Source organism: Pacificimonas flava (assembly GCF_000342165.1).
Lineage (GTDB): Bacteria > Pseudomonadota > Alphaproteobacteria > Sphingomonadales > Sphingomonadaceae > Pacificimonas > Pacificimonas flava.
Genome location: NZ_AMRV01000012.1, coordinates 15,794 through 34,140, shown reverse-complemented (window position 1 = coordinate 34,140; position 18,347 = coordinate 15,794). Strand labels below are relative to the sequence as shown.

General features: G+C 62.2%; 19 protein-coding genes, 1 pseudogene and 1 riboswitch. Of the genes and pseudogenes, 13 read left to right on the top strand and 7 right to left on the bottom strand.

Annotated elements, in window-relative coordinates; genetic code table 11:
* A complete protein-coding gene (locus tag C725_RS13195; RefSeq protein ID WP_008603673.1) occupies positions 1-1,272 on the bottom strand; it encodes a metallophosphoesterase family protein in 1,272 nt (423 codons plus the stop codon).
* Positions 1,273-1,704: 432 nt separating this feature from the next.
* Here C725_RS13195 and cobT point away from each other — a divergent pair, with 432 nt between their 5' ends.
* The 11 genes from cobT (at position 1,705) to cobD (ending at position 12,996) form a co-directional block, all read left to right on the top strand.
* Positions 1,705-2,802 carry a nicotinate-nucleotide--dimethylbenzimidazole phosphoribosyltransferase gene (gene cobT / locus C725_RS13190; protein WP_243442754.1) on the top strand — a complete coding sequence of 366 codons (1,098 nt, stop codon included), beginning with the start codon at positions 1,705-1,707 and terminating at the stop codon, positions 2,800-2,802.
* On the top strand, positions 2,799-3,551 hold the full coding sequence (gene cobS / locus C725_RS13185) for an adenosylcobinamide-GDP ribazoletransferase (RefSeq protein ID WP_038283353.1): 753 nt from the start codon (positions 2,799-2,801) through the stop codon (positions 3,549-3,551). The genes cobT and cobS overlap by 4 nt, the downstream gene beginning before the upstream one ends.
* Positions 3,542-4,075, top strand: coding sequence for a histidine phosphatase family protein (locus C725_RS13180; protein ID WP_008603670.1), 534 nt, complete (start codon positions 3,542-3,544; stop codon positions 4,073-4,075). The genes cobS and C725_RS13180 overlap by 10 nt, the downstream gene beginning before the upstream one ends.
* Positions 4,072-4,677, top strand: coding sequence for a cob(I)yrinic acid a,c-diamide adenosyltransferase (cobO, locus tag C725_RS13175; RefSeq protein ID WP_008603669.1), 606 nt, complete (start codon positions 4,072-4,074; stop codon positions 4,675-4,677). Before C725_RS13180 ends, cobO begins: the two co-directional genes overlap by 4 nt.
* A 32-nt stretch (positions 4,678-4,709) precedes the next feature.
* A riboswitch (cobalamin riboswitch) is annotated at positions 4,710-4,919 on the top strand.
* Positions 4,920-5,080: 161 nt separating this feature from the next.
* Positions 5,081-7,009: a TonB-dependent receptor plug domain-containing protein gene (locus C725_RS13170; RefSeq protein ID WP_008603668.1), complete on the top strand. Its 1,929-nt coding sequence runs from the start codon at positions 5,081-5,083 to the stop codon at positions 7,007-7,009.
* 3 nt (positions 7,010-7,012) lie between these two features.
* On the top strand, positions 7,013-7,843 hold the full coding sequence (locus tag C725_RS13165) for an ABC transporter substrate-binding protein (protein ID WP_008603667.1): 831 nt from the start codon (positions 7,013-7,015) through the stop codon (positions 7,841-7,843).
* Positions 7,840-8,817, top strand: coding sequence for a FecCD family ABC transporter permease (locus C725_RS13160; protein ID WP_008603666.1), 978 nt, complete (start codon positions 7,840-7,842; stop codon positions 8,815-8,817). The genes C725_RS13165 and C725_RS13160 overlap by 4 nt, the downstream gene beginning before the upstream one ends.
* Entirely contained in the window at positions 8,814-9,587 is a 774-nt protein-coding gene (locus tag C725_RS13155; RefSeq protein WP_008603665.1) for an ABC transporter ATP-binding protein, read from the top strand. The genes C725_RS13160 and C725_RS13155 overlap by 4 nt, the downstream gene beginning before the upstream one ends.
* Before the next feature lie 6 nt (positions 9,588-9,593).
* A complete protein-coding gene (locus C725_RS13150) occupies positions 9,594-11,054 on the top strand; it encodes a cobyric acid synthase (protein WP_008603664.1) in 1,461 nt (486 codons plus the stop codon).
* A complete protein-coding gene (gene cbiB / locus C725_RS13145) occupies positions 11,051-11,998 on the top strand; it encodes an adenosylcobinamide-phosphate synthase CbiB (protein ID WP_008603663.1) in 948 nt (315 codons plus the stop codon). The genes C725_RS13150 and cbiB overlap by 4 nt, the downstream gene beginning before the upstream one ends.
* The gene (gene cobD, locus C725_RS13140) at positions 11,995-12,996 is read left to right on the top strand and encodes a threonine-phosphate decarboxylase CobD (RefSeq protein ID WP_008603662.1); all 1,002 of its coding nucleotides are present in this window, start codon (positions 11,995-11,997) and stop codon (positions 12,994-12,996) included. Before cbiB ends, cobD begins: the two co-directional genes overlap by 4 nt.
* On the opposite strand, the gene cobU is transcribed toward cobD, so the two are convergent.
* Together cobU and C725_RS15910 are read right to left on the bottom strand one after the other, a co-directional pair.
* A complete protein-coding gene (gene cobU / locus C725_RS13135) occupies positions 12,986-13,492 on the bottom strand; it encodes a bifunctional adenosylcobinamide kinase/adenosylcobinamide-phosphate guanylyltransferase (RefSeq protein WP_008603661.1) in 507 nt (168 codons plus the stop codon). The two genes, cobD and cobU, sit on opposite strands and share 11 nt — an antisense overlap.
* On the bottom strand, positions 13,489-13,683 hold the full coding sequence (locus C725_RS15910) for a DUF1289 domain-containing protein (RefSeq protein WP_078056296.1): 195 nt from the start codon (positions 13,681-13,683) through the stop codon (positions 13,489-13,491). Before C725_RS15910 ends, cobU begins: the two co-directional genes overlap by 4 nt.
* 62 nt (positions 13,684-13,745) lie before the next feature.
* On the opposite strand from C725_RS15910, the gene C725_RS13130 reads away from it, so the two are divergent.
* Both C725_RS13130 and C725_RS13125 read left to right on the top strand, forming a co-directional pair.
* Positions 13,746-14,258, top strand: coding sequence for a hypothetical protein (locus C725_RS13130; protein ID WP_038283350.1), 513 nt, complete (start codon positions 13,746-13,748; stop codon positions 14,256-14,258).
* A 234-nt stretch (positions 14,259-14,492) separates the two neighbouring features.
* Complete coding sequence (locus C725_RS13125) at positions 14,493-14,855, top strand: antitoxin Xre/MbcA/ParS toxin-binding domain-containing protein (protein WP_038283348.1); 363 nt, start codon at positions 14,493-14,495, stop codon at positions 14,853-14,855.
* Positions 14,856-15,304: 449 nt separating this feature from the next.
* Here C725_RS13125 and C725_RS13120 read toward each other — a convergent pair whose 3' ends face one another.
* The 4 genes and pseudogenes from C725_RS13120 to C725_RS16265 all read right to left on the bottom strand — a co-directional run.
* Positions 15,305-15,895, bottom strand: a complete 591-nt coding sequence (locus C725_RS13120) for a hypothetical protein (protein WP_008603659.1) — start codon at positions 15,893-15,895, stop codon at positions 15,305-15,307.
* A gap of 3 nt (positions 15,896-15,898) precedes the next feature.
* Complete coding sequence (locus C725_RS13115; protein WP_008603658.1) at positions 15,899-16,423, bottom strand: hypothetical protein; 525 nt, start codon at positions 16,421-16,423, stop codon at positions 15,899-15,901.
* 120 nt (positions 16,424-16,543) lie between these two features.
* Complete coding sequence (locus tag C725_RS13110; protein WP_008603657.1) at positions 16,544-17,083, bottom strand: hypothetical protein; 540 nt, start codon at positions 17,081-17,083, stop codon at positions 16,544-16,546.
* Positions 17,084-17,627: 544 nt separating this feature from the next.
* Positions 17,628-18,079: pseudogene (locus C725_RS16265) on the bottom strand (transposase); the annotation flags it as partial.
* Positions 18,080-18,347 lie beyond the last annotated feature (268 nt).

The following is an 18,347-nucleotide window of genomic DNA, read 5'->3' as shown; positions in this document are numbered from 1 at the left end:
CTAAGCCTCACCTGCGATCAGGCGTGCCGAGAGGTAGGGCGCAACGTCTCTAATGAGAGTATCGTAATCCCCGGCGATTGCCGATTTCAGGACATCGTCCTCAATTTCTGTCCTGACCTCGTGCGGTAGCCGCCGGACCAGCTCGCCAATATCGCCCTCGATCTGCGCAAGAAGATCGGCATCGCTTTTCGCGTCCTGAAGCATGCGCTGCAGTTCGCCGATCGCGTCTTCCCGCTGCGCCAGCGCCTCGGGGTTAAGCGTAGCCTCTGTTGCCATTGTAACTTTCTCGACCCAGGCGACCTCGTCACCAAGACCAAGCGCACTCGCGCGCGCGTCGGCTAGCAGTTGCTCCCCGGATGAAACTAGCTGGGCATGAACTTCGGTGCGTCCTTCGAGTACGATGCGGCACGCGAGCAGTCTCCCCTCCGATCCGTTCGCGACAGCAGTTTCGAGTGCGTCCCGCACCCGGTCGATGACCTCTCCCATGGCGGATGCGCCGGCCAGCGACACCGGCAGCACGGCCCACCGAACCACGTCGCACGGCATGGCTTCGAACTCCACTACTTCCCTGTCGCTCACCGTCACCAGACACGCGCCCTTAGCGCCGGTTTCCCTCACATGACGACCCTGTAGGTTACCCGGAAAGACCACGTGCGGCCGCTCATGCAGCACTGTCGCTTGGTGCACGTGACCCAGCGCCCAATAGTCGTATCCTTTATTCACGAGATCATTGAGGGAGCACGGGGCGTAGTTCTCATGCCCGCCCAAGCCACACGCGGTATGCAGCACGCCGATATTGAAAGCGCCGTTCACCGGCCCCGGATAGTGGGGCACGAGATTGTCCGTGACATCGCGCTGCCGAAAGCTGTGGCCATGAAGCGCGACGCCGAGCTCGCCCAGCCGGAACGTCTCTGGGGCATGCGTGCCGAAGACGTGGACGTTGCCCGGAAGGTCAAGACGCTTCGTGATCTGACTTTCGGCGTCGTGGTTGCCGTGCAGCAGGTACACAGGGATGTTCGCCGCATTGAGCCGGCCCATTTGCGCAGCAAAGAACAGACCCGTTTTGTAGTCGCGCCAGTCGCCGTCATACAAATCGCCGGCTATTATCAGAAAGCTGACCTTCTCCTCGATCGCGACACTGACAAGCCGATCGAAGGCTTCCCTTGTCGCGCAGCGCACGCGCTCGGCCGCTATGCCATCTTGGCCCGTCAGACCCTTGAGAGGACTGTCGAGATGAATGTCGGCGGCATGCAGAAAACGGAATGAAGCCATTACTTCCTCTATTCGGCCATTGTCATTTGCTAACACCTTTGGCTCCGCAGGAGCAATTGGCTTCCAATCCAGCAGTTCGACGCACCACCGGAGGCCCCGAACGACCGCATGATCTGGCAGGCCATTCGACGACATACATATGTGCGCTGGCGGCGAACATTTCGCCGCGAAAGAGGTAATCACCGTGCGATTTGGGCCGCGGCAAGCAGTGTTCGAATGACCCCATGAGGGCGGGAGGTTACCATCCCCCATCTCTGAACGAACGGCAGCTTTCAGGCGCAGTCAACGAGTTCTCGAATGACCGATATGAGGGCGCCTTGCAGACCGACCGCTTTGCGCCCCAATTTCGGTCATTAGCATGGTTCGCCTCGCGACTTGAAAGCTGCCGTTTGCTCAACACGCCACTGTGGCGACACTGCTCGGGCTCGCAAAATGGCCCTGCCCCTGCCAATGGACCTCCACAAGCGCTCGATGCGTATGGCTTTGTCATGCCGTTCCAAAGTCATTCTGTATTCGCTAAGCGCGCATCGTATGACCCGAGCCGACTTCCAGCGCCTGATCGACGACAAGACTAAGCCGATAGGGTCATTGGGAAGGTTCGAGAGCCTTGCAGTTCAGGCTGCTGCGATCCTTGGCGACATGACTCCGTCGAATGCTTCGGCATCGTTGACCATTTTCGCAGCTGATCATGGGATAGCCGCACAGCGTGTGTCCGCGTTCCCGCAGGAGGTTACCGGCCAAATGGTCGCCAACTTCCTTGCAGGCGGAGCCGCGGCTAATGTCATCGCGGCGCAGTTCGACATACCGATGACCGTCGTTGACTGCGGAATCGCGCATCCGCCGCGCCGACGCGATGCGCTTGTCGATCTGTCGTTAGGAGGGGGAACGGCCGACAGTTCGACAGGGCCTGCGATGTCGCCCGAGACGGCAAGGAAGGCGATTGCGCAAGGGCGACAGTTCGCAAGCGGTATTGAAAGCAAGATCGTCTGTTTCGGCGAGATGGGCATCGCGAACACTTCCGCTGCAGCCCTGCTTGCGCACAAGCTGAGCGGCATTTCCGTGGCCGAACTCGTAGGGCGAGGGACGGGCCTCGACGATACCGCTCTCTCCCACAAGCAAGAGGTTCTCGAACACGCAGCTGCGCGAACGGGAGCGCTTGCGCCGATTGAAGCGCTGGCCGAGGTTGGCGGCTTCGAGATCGGCACGATGGCGGGTGCGATGGTTGGCGCCGGGACATCGAATAAACTTGTGGTGGTCGATGGCTTTATCGCGACCGCTGCCGCCGCGCTTGCGCGGGCGATCGAGCCAGACTGTGAACGGACCTTTGTCTATGCGCATCGCTCGGCAGAACACGGCCATCGGACGCTGCTCGACTGGCTAGAAGCCGAACCACTGCTCGACCTCGACATGCGGCTGGGCGAAGGGACCGGCGCGTTGTTGGCCGTGCCGATTATTCACGCCGCGCTCTCGCTTTTCGGCATGGCAAGCTTTTCTCAGGCAGGGGTGTCCGGCGCTCCCCCGATTTCATGAAGCGTCCATTCGCCGCCGCTTTGGCCGCGTGGGTGTTCCTAACGCGACTTCCTTTGCCCGCGGCGCAGCTCGACGAGAGCGATTTCGAGGCCGCGCCCGGCTTCTATCCGCTGGTCGGCGTGTTGATCGGCGTAATCGGCGCTGCCGCTTTCGCGCTCGGCTGGGCGATCGGCGGGGCCTTCATCGCAGCGATCTTCGGCACTGCGGCTACCTTGCTGGCAACCGGTGCATTTCACGAGGATGGCCTAGCGGACCTGTTTGATGGGCAAGGCGCGACAACGTCTGAGCGGATGATGGAGATCATGCGCGACAGCCGGCTCGGCACATTCGGAGCCGCAGCGCTGTTCATAGTTCTGCTGCTCAAGATCGCGGCACTGGCGCAACTCCCTTTCATGGTCGCACTCGCCGCCCTGCCCGTGGCGCACGGAGCCTCGCGCCTGTCGGCAGTGATCGTGATCGCGACAAGTCGTTACGCACGTGCCGAGGGGATCGCCAAGCCGGTTGCGAAGGGGATCGGAGCAGCGCCGCTGGTGGTGGCAACGCTCACGGGAATTGCTGCGGTCGCAATCGGTGCGACCATTCTTGGGCCCGGCGCAGCGCTATGCGGCTTGGCCGGCCTTGCTATCGGCCATATCTCGACGCGACTGCTCTTCGAGCGCAAGCTTGGCGGCTATACTGGCGATTGCCTCGGCGCGGTGCAGCAGATCAGCGAAGTCGGCTTCTATCTTGGCACCCTCGCATGGCTCTGATCCTGCTCCGCCATATGAAGCCACAGATCGAAGCGGGCGTTTGCTACGGTCAGTCGGACGTGCCCGCCAAAGCCGTTGACCAGAAAGACCTTCATGCACTGGTGGCCGCATTGCCCAGCCGCTTTGCACGGATCGACAGCAGCCCACTGATCCGATGCACTGCGGTGGCGGAGCAGTTGTCCGCGCATTTCGACCTTCCCGTCCACGCCGACCCGAGACTGATGGAGATCGATTTCGGGAACTGGGAAATGCAGGTGTGGGACGATATTCCTCGTCACGAGATCGATGAGTGGGCAGAAGATATCGAAGGCGCTCGCCCGCACGGAGGGGAGAGTGTCGCGCAAATGGCTGAGCGGGTTCGCACATATCTGCTCGATTCCGCGAGGATCGAGGGACATATCCTTGCCATCACGCATCTCGGCGTCGTCCGTTGCGTCGCCGCGGCCCTCGGCCGACCTAACCCATTTGAACTCGAACTCGGCTTCGGCCAGTTCCTCACCGTTGAACCAAGAGGGGGCGTATGAGCGAGACCGACAGCGATACACACAAGGAGAAGATGAAGGAGCTGCAGGCCGCGCAAGCGAAGCGGCGCCGGGAGCTCAAGGATCCAGAACGCGGCCTCGTGCTGGTCCACACCGGCGATGGGAAGGGCAAGTCGAGCTCGGCCTTCGGGGTCATCGCCCGCGCGCTGGGCTGGGGACAGAAGGTTGCCGTGGTGCAATTCATCAAGGGCAAGTGGAAGACGGGCGAGAAGAAGTTTTTCTCGCGCTTCCCGGATTTGGTGGACTGGCACGTCATGGGCGACGGTTTCACATGGGATACGCAGGACAGGGATCGCGATATCGAAGCCGCGGAAACGGCATTGGCCAAGGCCGGTGAGTTGATCGCGAGCGGCGACTACGCCTTGGTCGTGCTCGACGAAATCAATATCGCGTTGCGCTACGAATACCTGACGCCCGCGGCAGTGATCGAGGCGCTGGAACGCAGGGGTGATACCCGGATCATCCTTACCGGGCGGGACGCTAAGCCCGAACTGATCGATTATGCCGACACCGTCACCGAGATGGCCGAAATCAAGCACGCCTACCACGCCGGTATCCGCGCGCAGCAGGGCATCGACTTCTAGCAGGCAAGGATTGACAGCAACGGACGAGGCGAGCATTGGCGCGGACAGACGGTGCTGCAGATGCGAAATCGCCTGGAGCTAAGAGGGAAGCCGGTGCGATACCGGCGCTGTGCCCGCAACTGTGAGCCAGGAGCCCCGAACCAACACGTCACTGGCCAAGCCCTGCACTGGGTGGCGCCGGGAAGACGGTTCGAAGGCGTTGATCGGCAAGCCAGGAGACCTGCCGTCGCGTCGTTCGTCCGGGGCCGGGTCCAGCCCAGTGGGACAGGAAAGTTCTTTTCCGAAGTAACGACAGCCAGGCCGGTTTCCGGTGTCGCGGCTCACTTCGAGCGGCGGCGGGCCATCTGTCGAGTTGACCATGCGGGCACCGGGGCCTCCGCATGGGCTGGCTTTGGATATTGCAATGAAAACCGCATTCTATTTGTCCGTCGCGGCATTGGCCGTGGCTCTGTGTTCGACCGGCGCGTTCGCGCAAGGCGTCGATCTTCCTGAAGACGAGGAAGTGATCTCCGAAACGATCGTGGTCACGGCCAACCGCACCGAACGTGCGATCAGCCAAGTCGGCGAGTCGGTAACGCTGGTCGAGGAAGAGGAGATCGTGAACCGCCAGCCGAGCGAAGTGCTCGACATCTTGCGCACGGTCCCCGGCGTCACCTTCAACCGCAATGGCGGGATCGGAACCAACACCGGTGTTTCTATCCGCGGTGCGGAGAGCGACCAGACCGTCGTGCTGATCGACGGCGTCAAGCTCAACGACCCCTCTTCGACCGGGGGCGGCTTCAACTTCGGTCCTGCCCTGACAGGCAACATCGCGCGGGTCGAAGTGGTGCGTGGTTCGCAGAGCGTTCTTTACGGCAGCCAAGCAATCGGCGGCGTGGTGAACCTGATCACCCGCGAACCGACCGAGGACCTTGGTGTGTTCGCACGCGCCGAATACGGTGAACGCGATACTGCGGAACTCGTCGGCAACGTGTCAGGCAAGTTTGGCCCAGTCGGCCTAAGCGTCGGCGGCAATTACTACCGCACGGATGGCATCTCTGCCTTCAGCGAGGCGCGCGGCGGCACCGAGCCGGACGGGTTTGAAAGCCTGGGCGCCAACGCCAAGCTCGATATTGCGTTGGGTGAGAATTTCTCGATCGATCTGCGAGGTTTCTATGCCGACAGCGAGGTCGAGATCGACGGCTTCACCGCTACCGGCCTGGGGGACACCAACGAGGTTTCCTATCGGGAAGATCTGGTCGGCTATGCGGGCATCAACGCGAACTTCCTGGACGGGCGTGTGCGCAATCGGCTGGGTATCGCCTACACCCGGATCGACCGCAGCAATTTCAGCTTCGACACGGATTCCGAGACCTTCGACGCCTTCGGCGAGAACGTGCGTTACGAGTATCAGGGCGTGTTCGACGCAGCCGAGATTGCAGAGCTGGTCTTCGGTGCCGAGCGCGAGGAATCGGAATATCTCAGCTCCAGCTTCGGCGCGCCCGCTATCGGCGACAAGGTGTGGATCAACTCTGCCTACGGACAGCTCAACCTAACCCCGTTCCAGGGGCTCTCGCTGACTGGCGGCGTGCGCTACGACGATCATGAAACCTACGGCAACAACACGACCTTCGCTGCCAGCGGTGCCTATTCGCCCAACGGCGGCGATACCGTGCTGCGCGGTAGCTACGGCGAAGGTTTCAAGGCACCTGCGCTGTTTCAGCTGTTCAGCGACTTCGGGAACACCGCGCTCGAACCCGAAGAATCGGAAAGCTGGGACGTTGGCATCACGCACAGTTTCCTCGATGGGCGGGCGCAGGTGGGCGTCACCTATTTCGAACGCGATGCCGAGAACCTCATCGCCTTCGTCGGCTGCACTGGCAACCCCATCCCTGCCTGTCAGGATCCCGCCAATCCACGCCCTTTCGGGACATACGACAATATCGCGCTTGCAAGCGCCGAAGGGTGGGAGTTCGGGCTCGCAGTCCGTCCGGTCGATGGCTTCGATGTCGCGCTTAACTACACCACGATCGACGCACGCAATGACGTGAACGGAAATCACCTACCGCGCCGCGCCGAAGATACGATCAGTCTGGTCGCGGACTACCGCATGGAGAACGGCATCGGCATCGGTGCCACCGTGTTCGTGGCGGGCGACAGCTTCGACAATGCCACGAACACCACTCGCCTCGATGGCTATGTGGTGACCGATATCCGGGCGAGCTTTGGCATTACCGAGCAGATCGAAATTTTCGGTCGGATCGAGAACCTGTTCGACGAGCAGTATGAAACGATCTTCCGCTACGGCCAACCTGGTCGTGCGGTGTTCGGCGGCGTGCGCTACCGGATGTAACCGATGGTTCGGACGATCCTCGCGGCGCTGGCGTGCCTTTTGCTCTGTGCCTGTTCGCAGGTGGCGGAGCGGGGAGCGGACGCACCGCGACGGATCGTCAGCCTCGACTACTGCGCCGATCAGTATGTCCTGAAATTCGCGGATCCCGAAGATATCCTCGCGCTGTCGCCCGATGCGAGGAAGCGCTTCTCCTACATGCGGGCGGAGGCGGCAGGGATTCCCACGGTCCGTCCGCGCGCTGCGGATGTTCTGGCGCTGCAGCCCGACATGGTTGTGCGAACCTATGGTGGCGGACACGATATCGCTGACTTCATGCAGGAGCCGGGCGTGCCGGTCGTGCAGATCGGCTTCCCCCAATCGATCACAGAAGTGCGGGGTGAAGTGCTGCGGGTGGGAACCGAACTCGGCAAGCCGGATGAGGCCGTAGCGCTCGTCGCCGAGATGGAACGGCGACTGAAGGTGCTCGCCGATCGGCCCGGCCCTCCTCGCGAAGTCCTCTACATGACACCCGCTGGTGTGACGGCTGGAGAAGGAACACTCGTGCACGAACTGTTCGTCGCGGCTGGCCTCAGGAATTTCCAGGATCGTCCCGGCTGGAATCCGCTTCCGCTCGAACGCCTCGCCTACGAGCGGCCCGACCTGATCGCGGCAGCCTTTTTCGAAAGCAAGACCAACCACGTCGATAACTGGAGCGCGGCGCGTCATCCGGTGGCGCGGGCGCAACTGCGCGAATTGCCGGTGGTTGCGCTCGAAGGTTCGTGGACCTCGTGCGGCGGTTGGTTCTTGCTAGACGCGGTCGAAGCGCTGGCGACAGCGGGGGAGAACACGCGATGAATCGGGTGGTGTCCATCCTGCTTGTAGGTCTGGCGGGTGCGTTGGTCCTTTCGGTGGCGCTTGGATCGGTGCCCTTGCCGCTCGACCGCGTGCTGGCTGCTCTCGCATTTCAATCGAGTCAGGGTGACGAGCTGGTGGTCTGGCAAATACGCCTGCCTCGTGCGCTCGCTGCCGCATTCGTCGGCGCGGCGCTGGGGATGAGCGGGGCGGCTCTTCAGGGCCTGCTGCGCAATCCGCTGGCAGAGCCTGGCATCCTCGGCGTTTCGGCTACCGCCGCGCTCTTCGCGACTTTCGTGCTTTATTTCGGTCTCGCGACTGCCGGTCCGCTCGTCTTGCCATTGGCTGCGGTCGCGGGGGCGCTGATCGCCACCCTGCTGGTGGCGCTGGCCGCGATCCGCACCCGCTCCGTGGTCACGCTGATCCTGATTGGCGTCGGCCTTTCGAGTTTCTCGGCGGCGATCATGGCGCTGCTGATGAATCTTGCGCCCAACCCGTTCAGCCTTGCCGACATGGTCAACTGGATGCTCGGCACGGTGGACAATCGGAGCTTCGACGACCTGATCTTCGCGCTGCCCTTCATGGCCATCGGGGTGGTGGTGCTTCTTGCATCGCGCCGAGGCCTGTCCGCGCTCGCCTTGGGAGACGAGGCGGCCGAAGGAATGGGACTGGACCTCAGGCGGCAACGGCTGGCGGTCATCATCGGCGCCGGCCTGGCGACAGGTGCTGCTGTGGCGCTTGCTGGTGCGATCGGCTTTGTCGGGATCGTGGCGCCGCATCTGGTGCGGCCTTTCCTGCGCTACGATCCGGCACGGCTGCTGGTGCCATCGGCTATGCTCGGCGCTCTGATCCTTATGCTGGCGGACATCGGCGTGCGGGTTCTGCCGACCGATAGCGAGCTCAAGCTGGGCGTGGTCGCGTCACTGCTCGGTGCACCGGTATTCATCTGGATCGCTGCGCGACGGAGGCTGGCATGAGCATTCTGCAAGCGAGCGGTCTGAGCTACGCGGTGGACGGCAAGCCGCTGGTCGTCGATGCTGGCTTTTCGCTGGAACCAGGGGAACTCACCGCGCTGATCGGCCCCAACGGGTCGGGTAAGACGACTCTGCTGCGCCTCGCGCTCGGCCTTCTCCAAGCAGAAGCCGGTTCGGCGTCAATCGATGGCGAGCCGGTCGCTCGGCTTTCGCCGGTCGAGCGGGCGCGCAAGATCGCCTACCTGCCGCAGGCCCGACCGCTGGTCTGGCCGCAACCGGTTCGCGACGTCGTTTCGCTCGGGCGGTTCGCCTATGGCGCAGCTTTGGGGCGGCTGTCAGCGGGCGATGAGGCGGCGGTTTCTCACGCGATCGGGGCCTGCCAGCTGGACGGTTTCGAAGAGCGGGCAGCCGATACCCTATCGGGCGGTGAATTGGCCCGTGTGCATCTCGCGCGTGCGCTCGCTGCCGAGACTCCGCTGGTCATTGCCGACGAGCCGGTCGCCGCGCTCGATCCGCGTTACCAGCACCAGACCATGCGGTTGTTTGCCTCGATGGCGCAGGGCGGGCACGGAGTGCTTACGGTCGTCCATGATCTCGATCTCGCGCTGCGTTACGCCAACCGCGTCCTTTGGATGCACGAAGGGCGGATTGTGGCGGATGGGACGCCAGAAGACACCTTTACCAGCGAGCGTCTGCGGCGCGTGTTCGGAATCCAAGCGGAGATTTCCCGCAATGGCGCAAGTTTCCGGCTCGACATCCTGGGCCCCGCGTAACGCAGGATGACCGGTCGCGCGATCATGCTGCAGGGCACCGGCTCGGACGTTGGCAAATCGCTGCTGGTTGCGGGGCTTTGCCGGATCGCTCGGCGACGCGGGATCGACGCGGCCCCCTTCAAGCCGCAGAATATGTCGAACAATGCTGCCGCCTGTCCGGGTGGAGGCGAAATCGGTCGAGCGCAGGCGCTCCAGGCTCGCGCTGCGGGGCTGCAGCCGTCGACCGACATGAACCCCTTGCTCCTCAAGCCCGAAGGCAACCGGCGCGCGCAGGTCGTCCTGAACGGTAAGGCGCTGCGCAGTGAAGAAGCAGCAGCGTATATGGCAAATCGGGGAAGTCTGCTTCCCATCGTGATCGAGGCATTCGATCGGCTGAGATCGGCGCACGATCTCGTTATCGTCGAGGGCGCCGGCAGCCCGGCGGAGGTAAACCTGCGCAAGGGCGACATCGCCAATATGGGCTTTGCGCGCGCGACCGATGTTCCCGTAGTGCTCGTTGGTGACATCGATCGCGGCGGGATTATCGCATCGCTCGTCGGCACCCGAGCCGTAATCGACACCGAGGATGCCGAGATGATCGCAGGCTTCGCCATCAACCGCTTCCGAGGCGACCAGGCCCTGTTCGAAGATGGCGTGCGTTTCATCGAAGACAGCACCGGCTGGCGTAATTTCGGCATCGTGCCGTGGCTGGCCTGTGCTGCGCGGCTGCCCGCTGAAGACGCTGTGGTGCTGGGACAAGCGAAACCGAAAGACGGGGCCATTTTGATTGCCGTGCCAATGCTTTCGCGGATCAGCAATTTCGACGATCTCGATCCGCTTCGTGCCGAGCCGGATGTAGAGGTCCGCTTCATTCCTCCCGGCCAGCCCATTCCGCGCGAGGCCGATGCAGTCATCCTCGCAGGCACCAAATCGACCTTGGCCGACTTGGCAATGCTGCGGAACGAGGGGTGGGACTACGACATCATCGCCGCCTGGCGCACAGGCGCGCACATCGTCGGCCTGTGCGGTGGCTTCCAGATGCTGGGCAATCGGATCGAGGATGCTGACGCCGCGGATGGATTGGCAGGGACTGCGGATGGTCTGGGCCTGTTCGACATGACGACGGTGATGACCCGCAAGAAAGTGGTCCGCCCCATCAGCGGGACTACAATTGCCGATGATGACGCGGTAACAGGTTACGAGATTCATACCGGTCTTTCGCAGGGGCCTGCGCTGGAGAAGCCCTTCTCTCGCTTGGAAGACGGCGTCCTTGATGGCGCGGTCGCAGCGGGCGGACGTCTGATCGGCACCTATCTTCACGGTGTGTTTGCGAGCGACGCATTCCGTTCGCGCTGGCTTGAGAAATTGCGTAGCGGCCGGAGCAGCACGCTCAATTACGAAGATGGTGTCGACACAGCGCTGGACGAACTAGCCGAAGGGCTCGAGGAGGCCCTCGACGTTGACGCTTTGCTGGCGCTTGCGCGGTGACCGCGGCATGGATCATGGTGGCAGGGCTCGCGATCGAAGCCGTGGTCGGCTGGCCCGAAGCGGTGGATAAGCGGATCGGGCATCCTGTCCGCTGGTTCGGCTGGCTGGTCGAGCGGACAGAGCGTCTGGGCAATCGCCAATCACGGAGCAGATCGGCGCGGATCGCGACGGGCGGTCTTGTTACTCTGTTTCTAGTGGCGCTTGCGGGCTTGATCGGTCTGTCCATCCAGCTGCTTCTGCCAGCCGGATTTCTAGGCCTTGCCCTGATTGCCCTCGTCGCCTCCAGTCTGATCGCTGCGCGCTCACTGCGCGAACACGTTGCGGCGGTCGCCGAGGCGTTCGACACTGCAGGGATCGAGGCTGCGCGGCATTCGCTCAGCCGCATCGTTGGACGTGCGACCGCTGAGCTGGATGAGCTCGCCATCGCCCGTGCCGCCATCGAGAGCTTGGCAGAGAACACTTCGGATGGCGTCACTGCACCCTTGTTCTGGGGTGCGCTGTTCGGCCTGCCGGGTCTGTTTGCCTACAAGGCAATCAACACGCTCGATTCGATGATCGGCCATCGCAATGCGCGCTACGAAGCTTTCGGTAAGATTGCCGCCCGGCTCGACGATCTCGCCAACCTGATCCCTGCACGCCTGACGGGTATTCTTTTCGCGCTATGTGCCGGTTCGGGCCGGGCTATACTAGTCATGTTTCGGGACGCCGGCAGGCACCGTTCTCCCAATGCAGGGTGGCCGGAGTCCGCGATGGCGGGCGCGCTCGGCATCAAACTGTCGGGGCCGCGGACTTATGGCGAAACGACGAGCAACGACCCTTGGCTCAATTCGGGAGCAAGAGACCCATCTGGAGCCGATATCCGCCGCGCCTTGGCTCTTTATCGGTGGGTAGTCATCGCCAAGGCGATCATCCTGGCGCTCCTGGGCTGGATCAACGTGTCATGACCGATCTCGACCTCGTGTCAGGCCATGGCGGACGGATCGACGCGATGGCACGCGCGTTTCCCGGCGCGCCACTGCCATGGATCGACCTGTCGACCGGCATCAATCCGTATCCTTATCCGTTGCCGCCGATCGCACCCGATGCATGGGAGCGCTTACCGGGCGAGGTGGCCCGCGCATTCTGCGAAAGCACCATGGCGGAGTTGTTCCGATGCGATCCGTCTTTTTGCCGCGCGGTCGCCGGGACGGAAGTCGTCATCCGCCAGCTGCCGTCGATCCTGCGTGCTCAAAGAGTCGCCGTGCGCGCTCGAAGCTATGCCGATCATGCGGAAAGCTGGCGACTGGCGGGGGCGAAGGTGGTCACGCATTCCGATCCCTTGGCATTGGCCGGGGGGGCTGATGTCGTAGTAATCGTGAACCCCAACAACCCTGATGGGCATCGTTGGTCTATCGAAGCCATCGAGACAGCGCGCGCTACACTCGCCCATCGTGGCGGCTGGCTGATCGTCGACGAGGCCTATGCCGACCTCAATCCCTCGCTAAGTGCGGCTCCGCTTGCGGGACGCAAGGGGCTGATCATCTTGCGATCCTTCGGCAAGTTTTTCGGGCTTGCGGGCGTGAGGTTGGGTGCCGTGCTTGCTACGCAAGAGATCTTGAGCAGCATCGAAGATCGCCTCGGCGGATGGGACGTGTCGGGCCCTGCGCTGGATATCGGTGCGGCAGCCTATGCTGATCATGACTGGCAGGCCGCTACGCGCGGACACCTTGCCGTGCGAATGCAGGAGATGCACGCCCTTATCGCGACCTCCGCGTTGGAAGACCGTGGCGGAACCGATCTTTTCCGGTTCGTCCGTGGATCTGACGCAAATGCGCTCTGGCGGCGACTTGCTGAGCAAGGCATCGCCGTGCGCCGGTTCGTCGGGGATGCGCATCACCTCCGCATCGGCTTGCCCGCCGACAAGCTCGCGTTTTCACGACTTGCGCGAGGGCTCAACCCTTGAGACGAAGGGGCAGCCCAGCGACCACGAGTTCGACCGTGTCGGAAATCTCGGCCAGCCGCTGGTTCAGCCGTCCCTGTTCGTCGCGAAAATCGCGGCCGAGGCGATTTTCCGGGACAATGCCCGAGCCGACCTCGTTACTGACCAGCACGACATTTGCATTAGCCCGCGCAATACTCTCCGCCAGCACGTCGGCTTCCCTGCCGATGTCGAGTTCGGCCAGCATCACGTTCGAGAGCCACAAGGTGCAGCAATCGACGAGCACCGTGCCTTCGTTGACCGATGTAATCGCACGAGCGAGTTCGATCGGTGCCTCGATTGTGTGCCAGAAATCGGCACGTTCTTCACGGTGCTGACGGATTCGCTCGGTCATTTCATCGTCATACGCCTGCGCGGTGGCGATGAACTTGTGCGGTCCCCGCATGCGGCAGCATATCGAAAGAGCGTGGCGGCTCTTGCCCGATCGAGCACCGCCGAGGATCAAATGAACCAAGCTCATAGAGTGAAGCCCTCGACTCTTCGCCTCTCAGCAGCCTGGATTACGGCTCGCCTTTGGTCAGGCGACATTTCGGACCACTCTGCAATCTCAACGAGCGTTCGGCCACAGCCCGTGCAGACATTTCCATTTGCCGACAATCGACATATCTTCTGGCATGGCGATTGCGGGTCATCAATGGTCGTTGCAGGCATGAGAATGGCTCTAACTCGTGCTGGCGGGGCTGGCAAAGTGCACGGACCTTTGCGGTAAGCGAATGATGAAGCGACTTGTCAGCTACGAAAACCTTCGCTCCTGCATCACGCGAGATGAGAGCCATCATGTTGCCGCGCTTGACTGGAAGGCGTTTCTGCACCTCTCTCCTATTCTCTGGCTGCGGCGTAGAGAAGCACGTGCGGCGCTGCGGAAATACCTGAGCGGGCTTCAGGGCGCCAAATGGGAAGTCGATACCGTTCGTTTTCCAATCGGAAGTCAGATCGACGAACAGGCACTGAACTCGATCACTGGCGATATCGCTGGCGCTCTAGACGCGATTGCAACGAAGGCCATGACACCGAAAGAGATCTCCAAGGCGCTCAACATTACGAACCAGGAAAGATTGCGGTGGACCAAGGATGGTCGCCTCAAGACATCCGGGGTCGTGAGCTTCAGGAGGGCCAACACCGTAAGCATCTCGACTTACTCTCCACACGCAATTCACGAATTGATGAAAGACCACAGCGTAATTGAAGGTTGGCGACCGAAAGACCTCGATAGTCGAAAATCCTAGCCTCGAAGCTACAGCCATTGTGGTTCACAGGGGTGTAGTTTGGTCAAAAACCGTGACCGACAGGGATGACGCAGATTTGCACTACAACGAGGACGGCCGCTTTCACATGTAAGCCAATCAAAAGCGGACCGACGGCTAGCGGCCCATTTTCTGCCCAACCAAACGCACAATCCGCTCGTTGACACATTATCATATTCCGCACAGTTTTCGCGCTTTAGGATTTAGTACGAGTTTATGGACTCCACCCCAGACCCGGCCGAAGTTTCTGACGGTAGCGACGTTTGTGCTGATCGTTTTGCTGCCACGTTGCGCATTACAAAATCCGAGCTTGCCATGGTCGCCGGTTTAAGCAGCGATGTCATACCCAGCAGTTTGCGGCCCGGTAACATACCGGCCCAGATCCGGCTGCGCGAGATGCACGATATCATCGCCCGCGTGACCCCATGGGCGGGGAACGAGCGCGCTGCCTATGCGTGGTATTGCTCGCAGCCTTTGCCGTCGCTCGGTAATGTTACTGCGGCAAAGCTGGTCCGCGCGGGAAAAGCGGAGCTCGTGTGCGATTATCTGCAAAGGATTTCCCTGGGCGGGTTCGCCTGACCTACCTCTGGCGAGGTTCGAAGCAGCATCGCGGTCCTTCTGATACAAGTTCATAGCCGGCTTGGCGGCTTCAGATGGTTGCTCGACGCGGCAACGACGTGGTCGGTAACTCGGCATCGCAGACGCACTGGGCGGCGATTTAGACAGCCTTCTTTCCGCTCGATTTCGAAAGCGGCGCGGCCGTATACTAATCAGGCTGACTGGCAGTCGGCACGGACCGACCACTGGTTAGTGAGATGGAGACCATCCCGCGAAGGCTTCCGCCGGCCAGTCGTCAGCTCAGTCTCTCGAAAAGCCTGTTCGAAATTTGTCCCTCGATAGACGGTCTACCAGTTTGTTAGAGGGCCAAGCGTTCCCGCTCCCGGGGACTGCGTAGCCGTAAGAGAACGGGTGGGCACTCAAAGATCTGCCCCCAACGGGCATCTCGCGCAGTGCCGCACCCGGACGCTTCAGGATACCTTTAGGCTCTTGTCCCATGCCTCCCACGCCGCGCTGTGCCCCAAGTCAGAGCAAAGCTCGTAGTTCGTCTTTCCAAACCCGTTGATTGAGAGCGACCGGCTCAGCACGATGGCGTGGACATGGCTCGCGTTCCGCGAGCCCGCAGCGCCCGGCACGTGCGCGGCGAGGACGACCGGATGGCCCTCCGTCACGAAGTGACCGCGTGCATATGCCCGCACCTGTTCGTAGCCAGCGGTCCACGTTCCTGCGGCGCCTAGCGTGATCTTCACCTGGATGAACGCATGGCGTTCGAACGCCGGCAGCTTCGCATCGAACTGACCGAGGAGGAACTCGGCGTCGGCATAGTCGGGCGCTGCCGTGTCCGGGATCAGGACCTCGGACCTGGCAGCCTTTCCGAACACCGGGTCGTTGCCCGGCGCCAGCTTCTTCAACACCAAGGCTTTAATCCCTGCTCGCGGCCCGTCGCCGTTCCACCAGTAGCGGGTAAAGGAGAAGTTCGGGTATGTGCCGGCGCCGTTCATGAAGCTCTTCAGTTCCGCCGCGCCGTCCTGGCTCGCGGCCTGCGTCTGCTGTATCGCCACGGCTCAGAACCCTTCCTTGAACGTCGGGAAGGTCGCGGCGCGTACCATGCCCTTCTCGCGTTCATCGGAGGAGGCGAACGGGGCGGGAAGACAGGTCTCGAGCCCAAACTGCGTGACCTTGATGCAAGCTTCCTCGCCGGCTTCGGGCACGAGCCACATCTCGCCGCGGCCGCGCCAGAGGGCGAAGTTCGTGAGCCAGGCCCCATTTGCGTCGAGGCGGATATCGAAAGTCGTCCCGCAAGGCTGCACGTCGAAGCGCATGAGGAGAAGGTCGAGGCCCGTACGGCGGCCGAGTGCCTCTCCCTCCGCGAACAGCAGCGGGCGCCGGCATGCCGTGCCGGTCACGATGAGCCCCGCATACTGCATCACCGCGCAGCCGCCGAGGATGGCATGATCGCGGCTGACATCGAGGTCGACAAGATCGTCGACCTCGGCAGCGCACGCGTGCACGCGTGCGGTCACCGCGCGGCGCATGCGCGGCAGGAAGGGTTCGCCCGTTTCGGGGCGATCTAACAGGATGATCGTCATTGGTTTTGCTTTCGAGGTTCGTCGAGGTGCGCGGGGCGGCGGAGCAGGGCTGCGTTCCGCACCCCCCTTTTTTTCATTCATGGTGCCCGGCCACCGGCCAGACACCGTTCCTTCATCGGTTCAGCCGCGCCGTAGGCGCACAGCCTCCGGCTGCCCGGTCAGGAGCACCGTCTCAGCGCGGACGAGGCCGTGGTCCTGCGCGCGTGCATCCGCATAGGGTGCGGCAGCCGGCTCGATCCTGTAGCGGGAGAGCGCGTAGCAGGGGCTATCCGGCTCCGTGCCGTCGGGATCGGGAACGAGGAACAGCTCGCCCTCCTCAGATGCCCAGATGCGGAGCTCCGTATGCGCATGTTCCTTGCCCTGCAGACAGCGGATGAGGACGCAGTAGAGCGTCGGCCCGCCGTCAACCCGGCTGCCCCGCTCCAGTACGAGACCGGTGCAGCGGAACTGGCGGATACCGCCTAGAAGGCGCGGGATGCTCGCGGCCGCCGACGGCATGAGGAGGAGATGCGCAGACGGTTCGTACCGGTATGTGCGCAGCACGGGCGGCAACAGCTCGGGAATGGGAACCGGCTTCCAGTTCAAATGGTCAGCCAAACGCTCGGCGCAGGCTTCTACGCGCGCCTGCTCGGCGCAGTAACGGGGGACGTGAACATTCATGTGAGGGAACCTCCGATAAGAGGCGCCGGGCGGCCGCTGCCCGGCGCAGGGTAAACTTTCGTCTTTCGACGTTCAGCCACCCTCTTCCTCCTCACCTTCTCCAGGCGCGCAGTAGCGCGGTTCTCTTCCGCCCCCGGGAGGGTGCAGCCCGCGCGTCCGGCCTGCAGATCCTCGACTTGTCGCGGTATGTAGGCGCGGTTGATCTGAGTTAAAAGATTACTCCAGCCTCTCAGGTAGTTATGCGAGTTTGGTCCGCTCTTTTGTTGGAACGGAACAAGACCTTTCGACTGCCTCCGGGCGCGCCTGCCACCCTCCCAACGCTATTCAGTCATGTGCGGAAAGGTTTGCTTTACTGGCGCGTGCAACAAGGGCCGAGCTGTTCGGAGGAGATTGCAGCGGTGTCGGAATGGATATCATGTTTCGCGGTGCTGATGGCGTTTGCATCGACGGCTTTATTGATATCTGAGGTGGTCCCGCATCTTTGGACAGGTTGGCGGCTAAGTTAAGCTAATCCCGGCTGTCGTTTATGCCGCCTGTTTGATCATCAGATCATGGGGGCATGCCTCCCATGATCTGATTGCCCGATCCGCCGATAAGCCTCGGCCGGGGTTCTCCCGCCCAGGCCCGAGTGCGGACGCTGGGTGTTATAGTAGGTGATCCACCGGCTAAGGCCAGTCTTCAGCTTCGAGCCGGTCTCGGAGGCATGGAGGTAGGCGCACTCGTACTTCAATGACCGCCCGAGGCGTTCGATGAAGACGTTGTCCATCTATCGCCCCGACCATCCATGCTGATGCGCACCTCGGCGTCGCGCAGCAAGCCGGTAAAGCCGTGCGACGTAAATTGGCTGCTATGATCGAGGTTGAAGATTTCGGGCCTGCCGTCGCGGGCCAAGTCTTCCTCCAGCGCCGCGACGCAGAAGCCAGCATCCATGGTGTTCGACAGGCGCCAGGCAAGCACCTTGCGGGTGGCCCAGTCCATGACCGCCACCAGGTAGAGGGGGAGTAGCTTAGCACCGTGCCCAAAAAACCGAGACCACCTCAGCAAGACCTGGCATCACCTCAGCGAGCTGCTCCTAGGATTGAGCCTGGCAATTGGGCTAATGATTGGCAGAACCGATCCGGGGGTCAGCGAGGAGAATATTCGCTGGAGCACGCTTCAAGAACACTGCGAACGGGATGTGCTTTTCACCGCAGTTGCTCCGACAGCCCCCTTGGGCTGGAAGGACAGGTGCCTGCCACCGGTGCGGCCCTCATCCCTGCGTCCT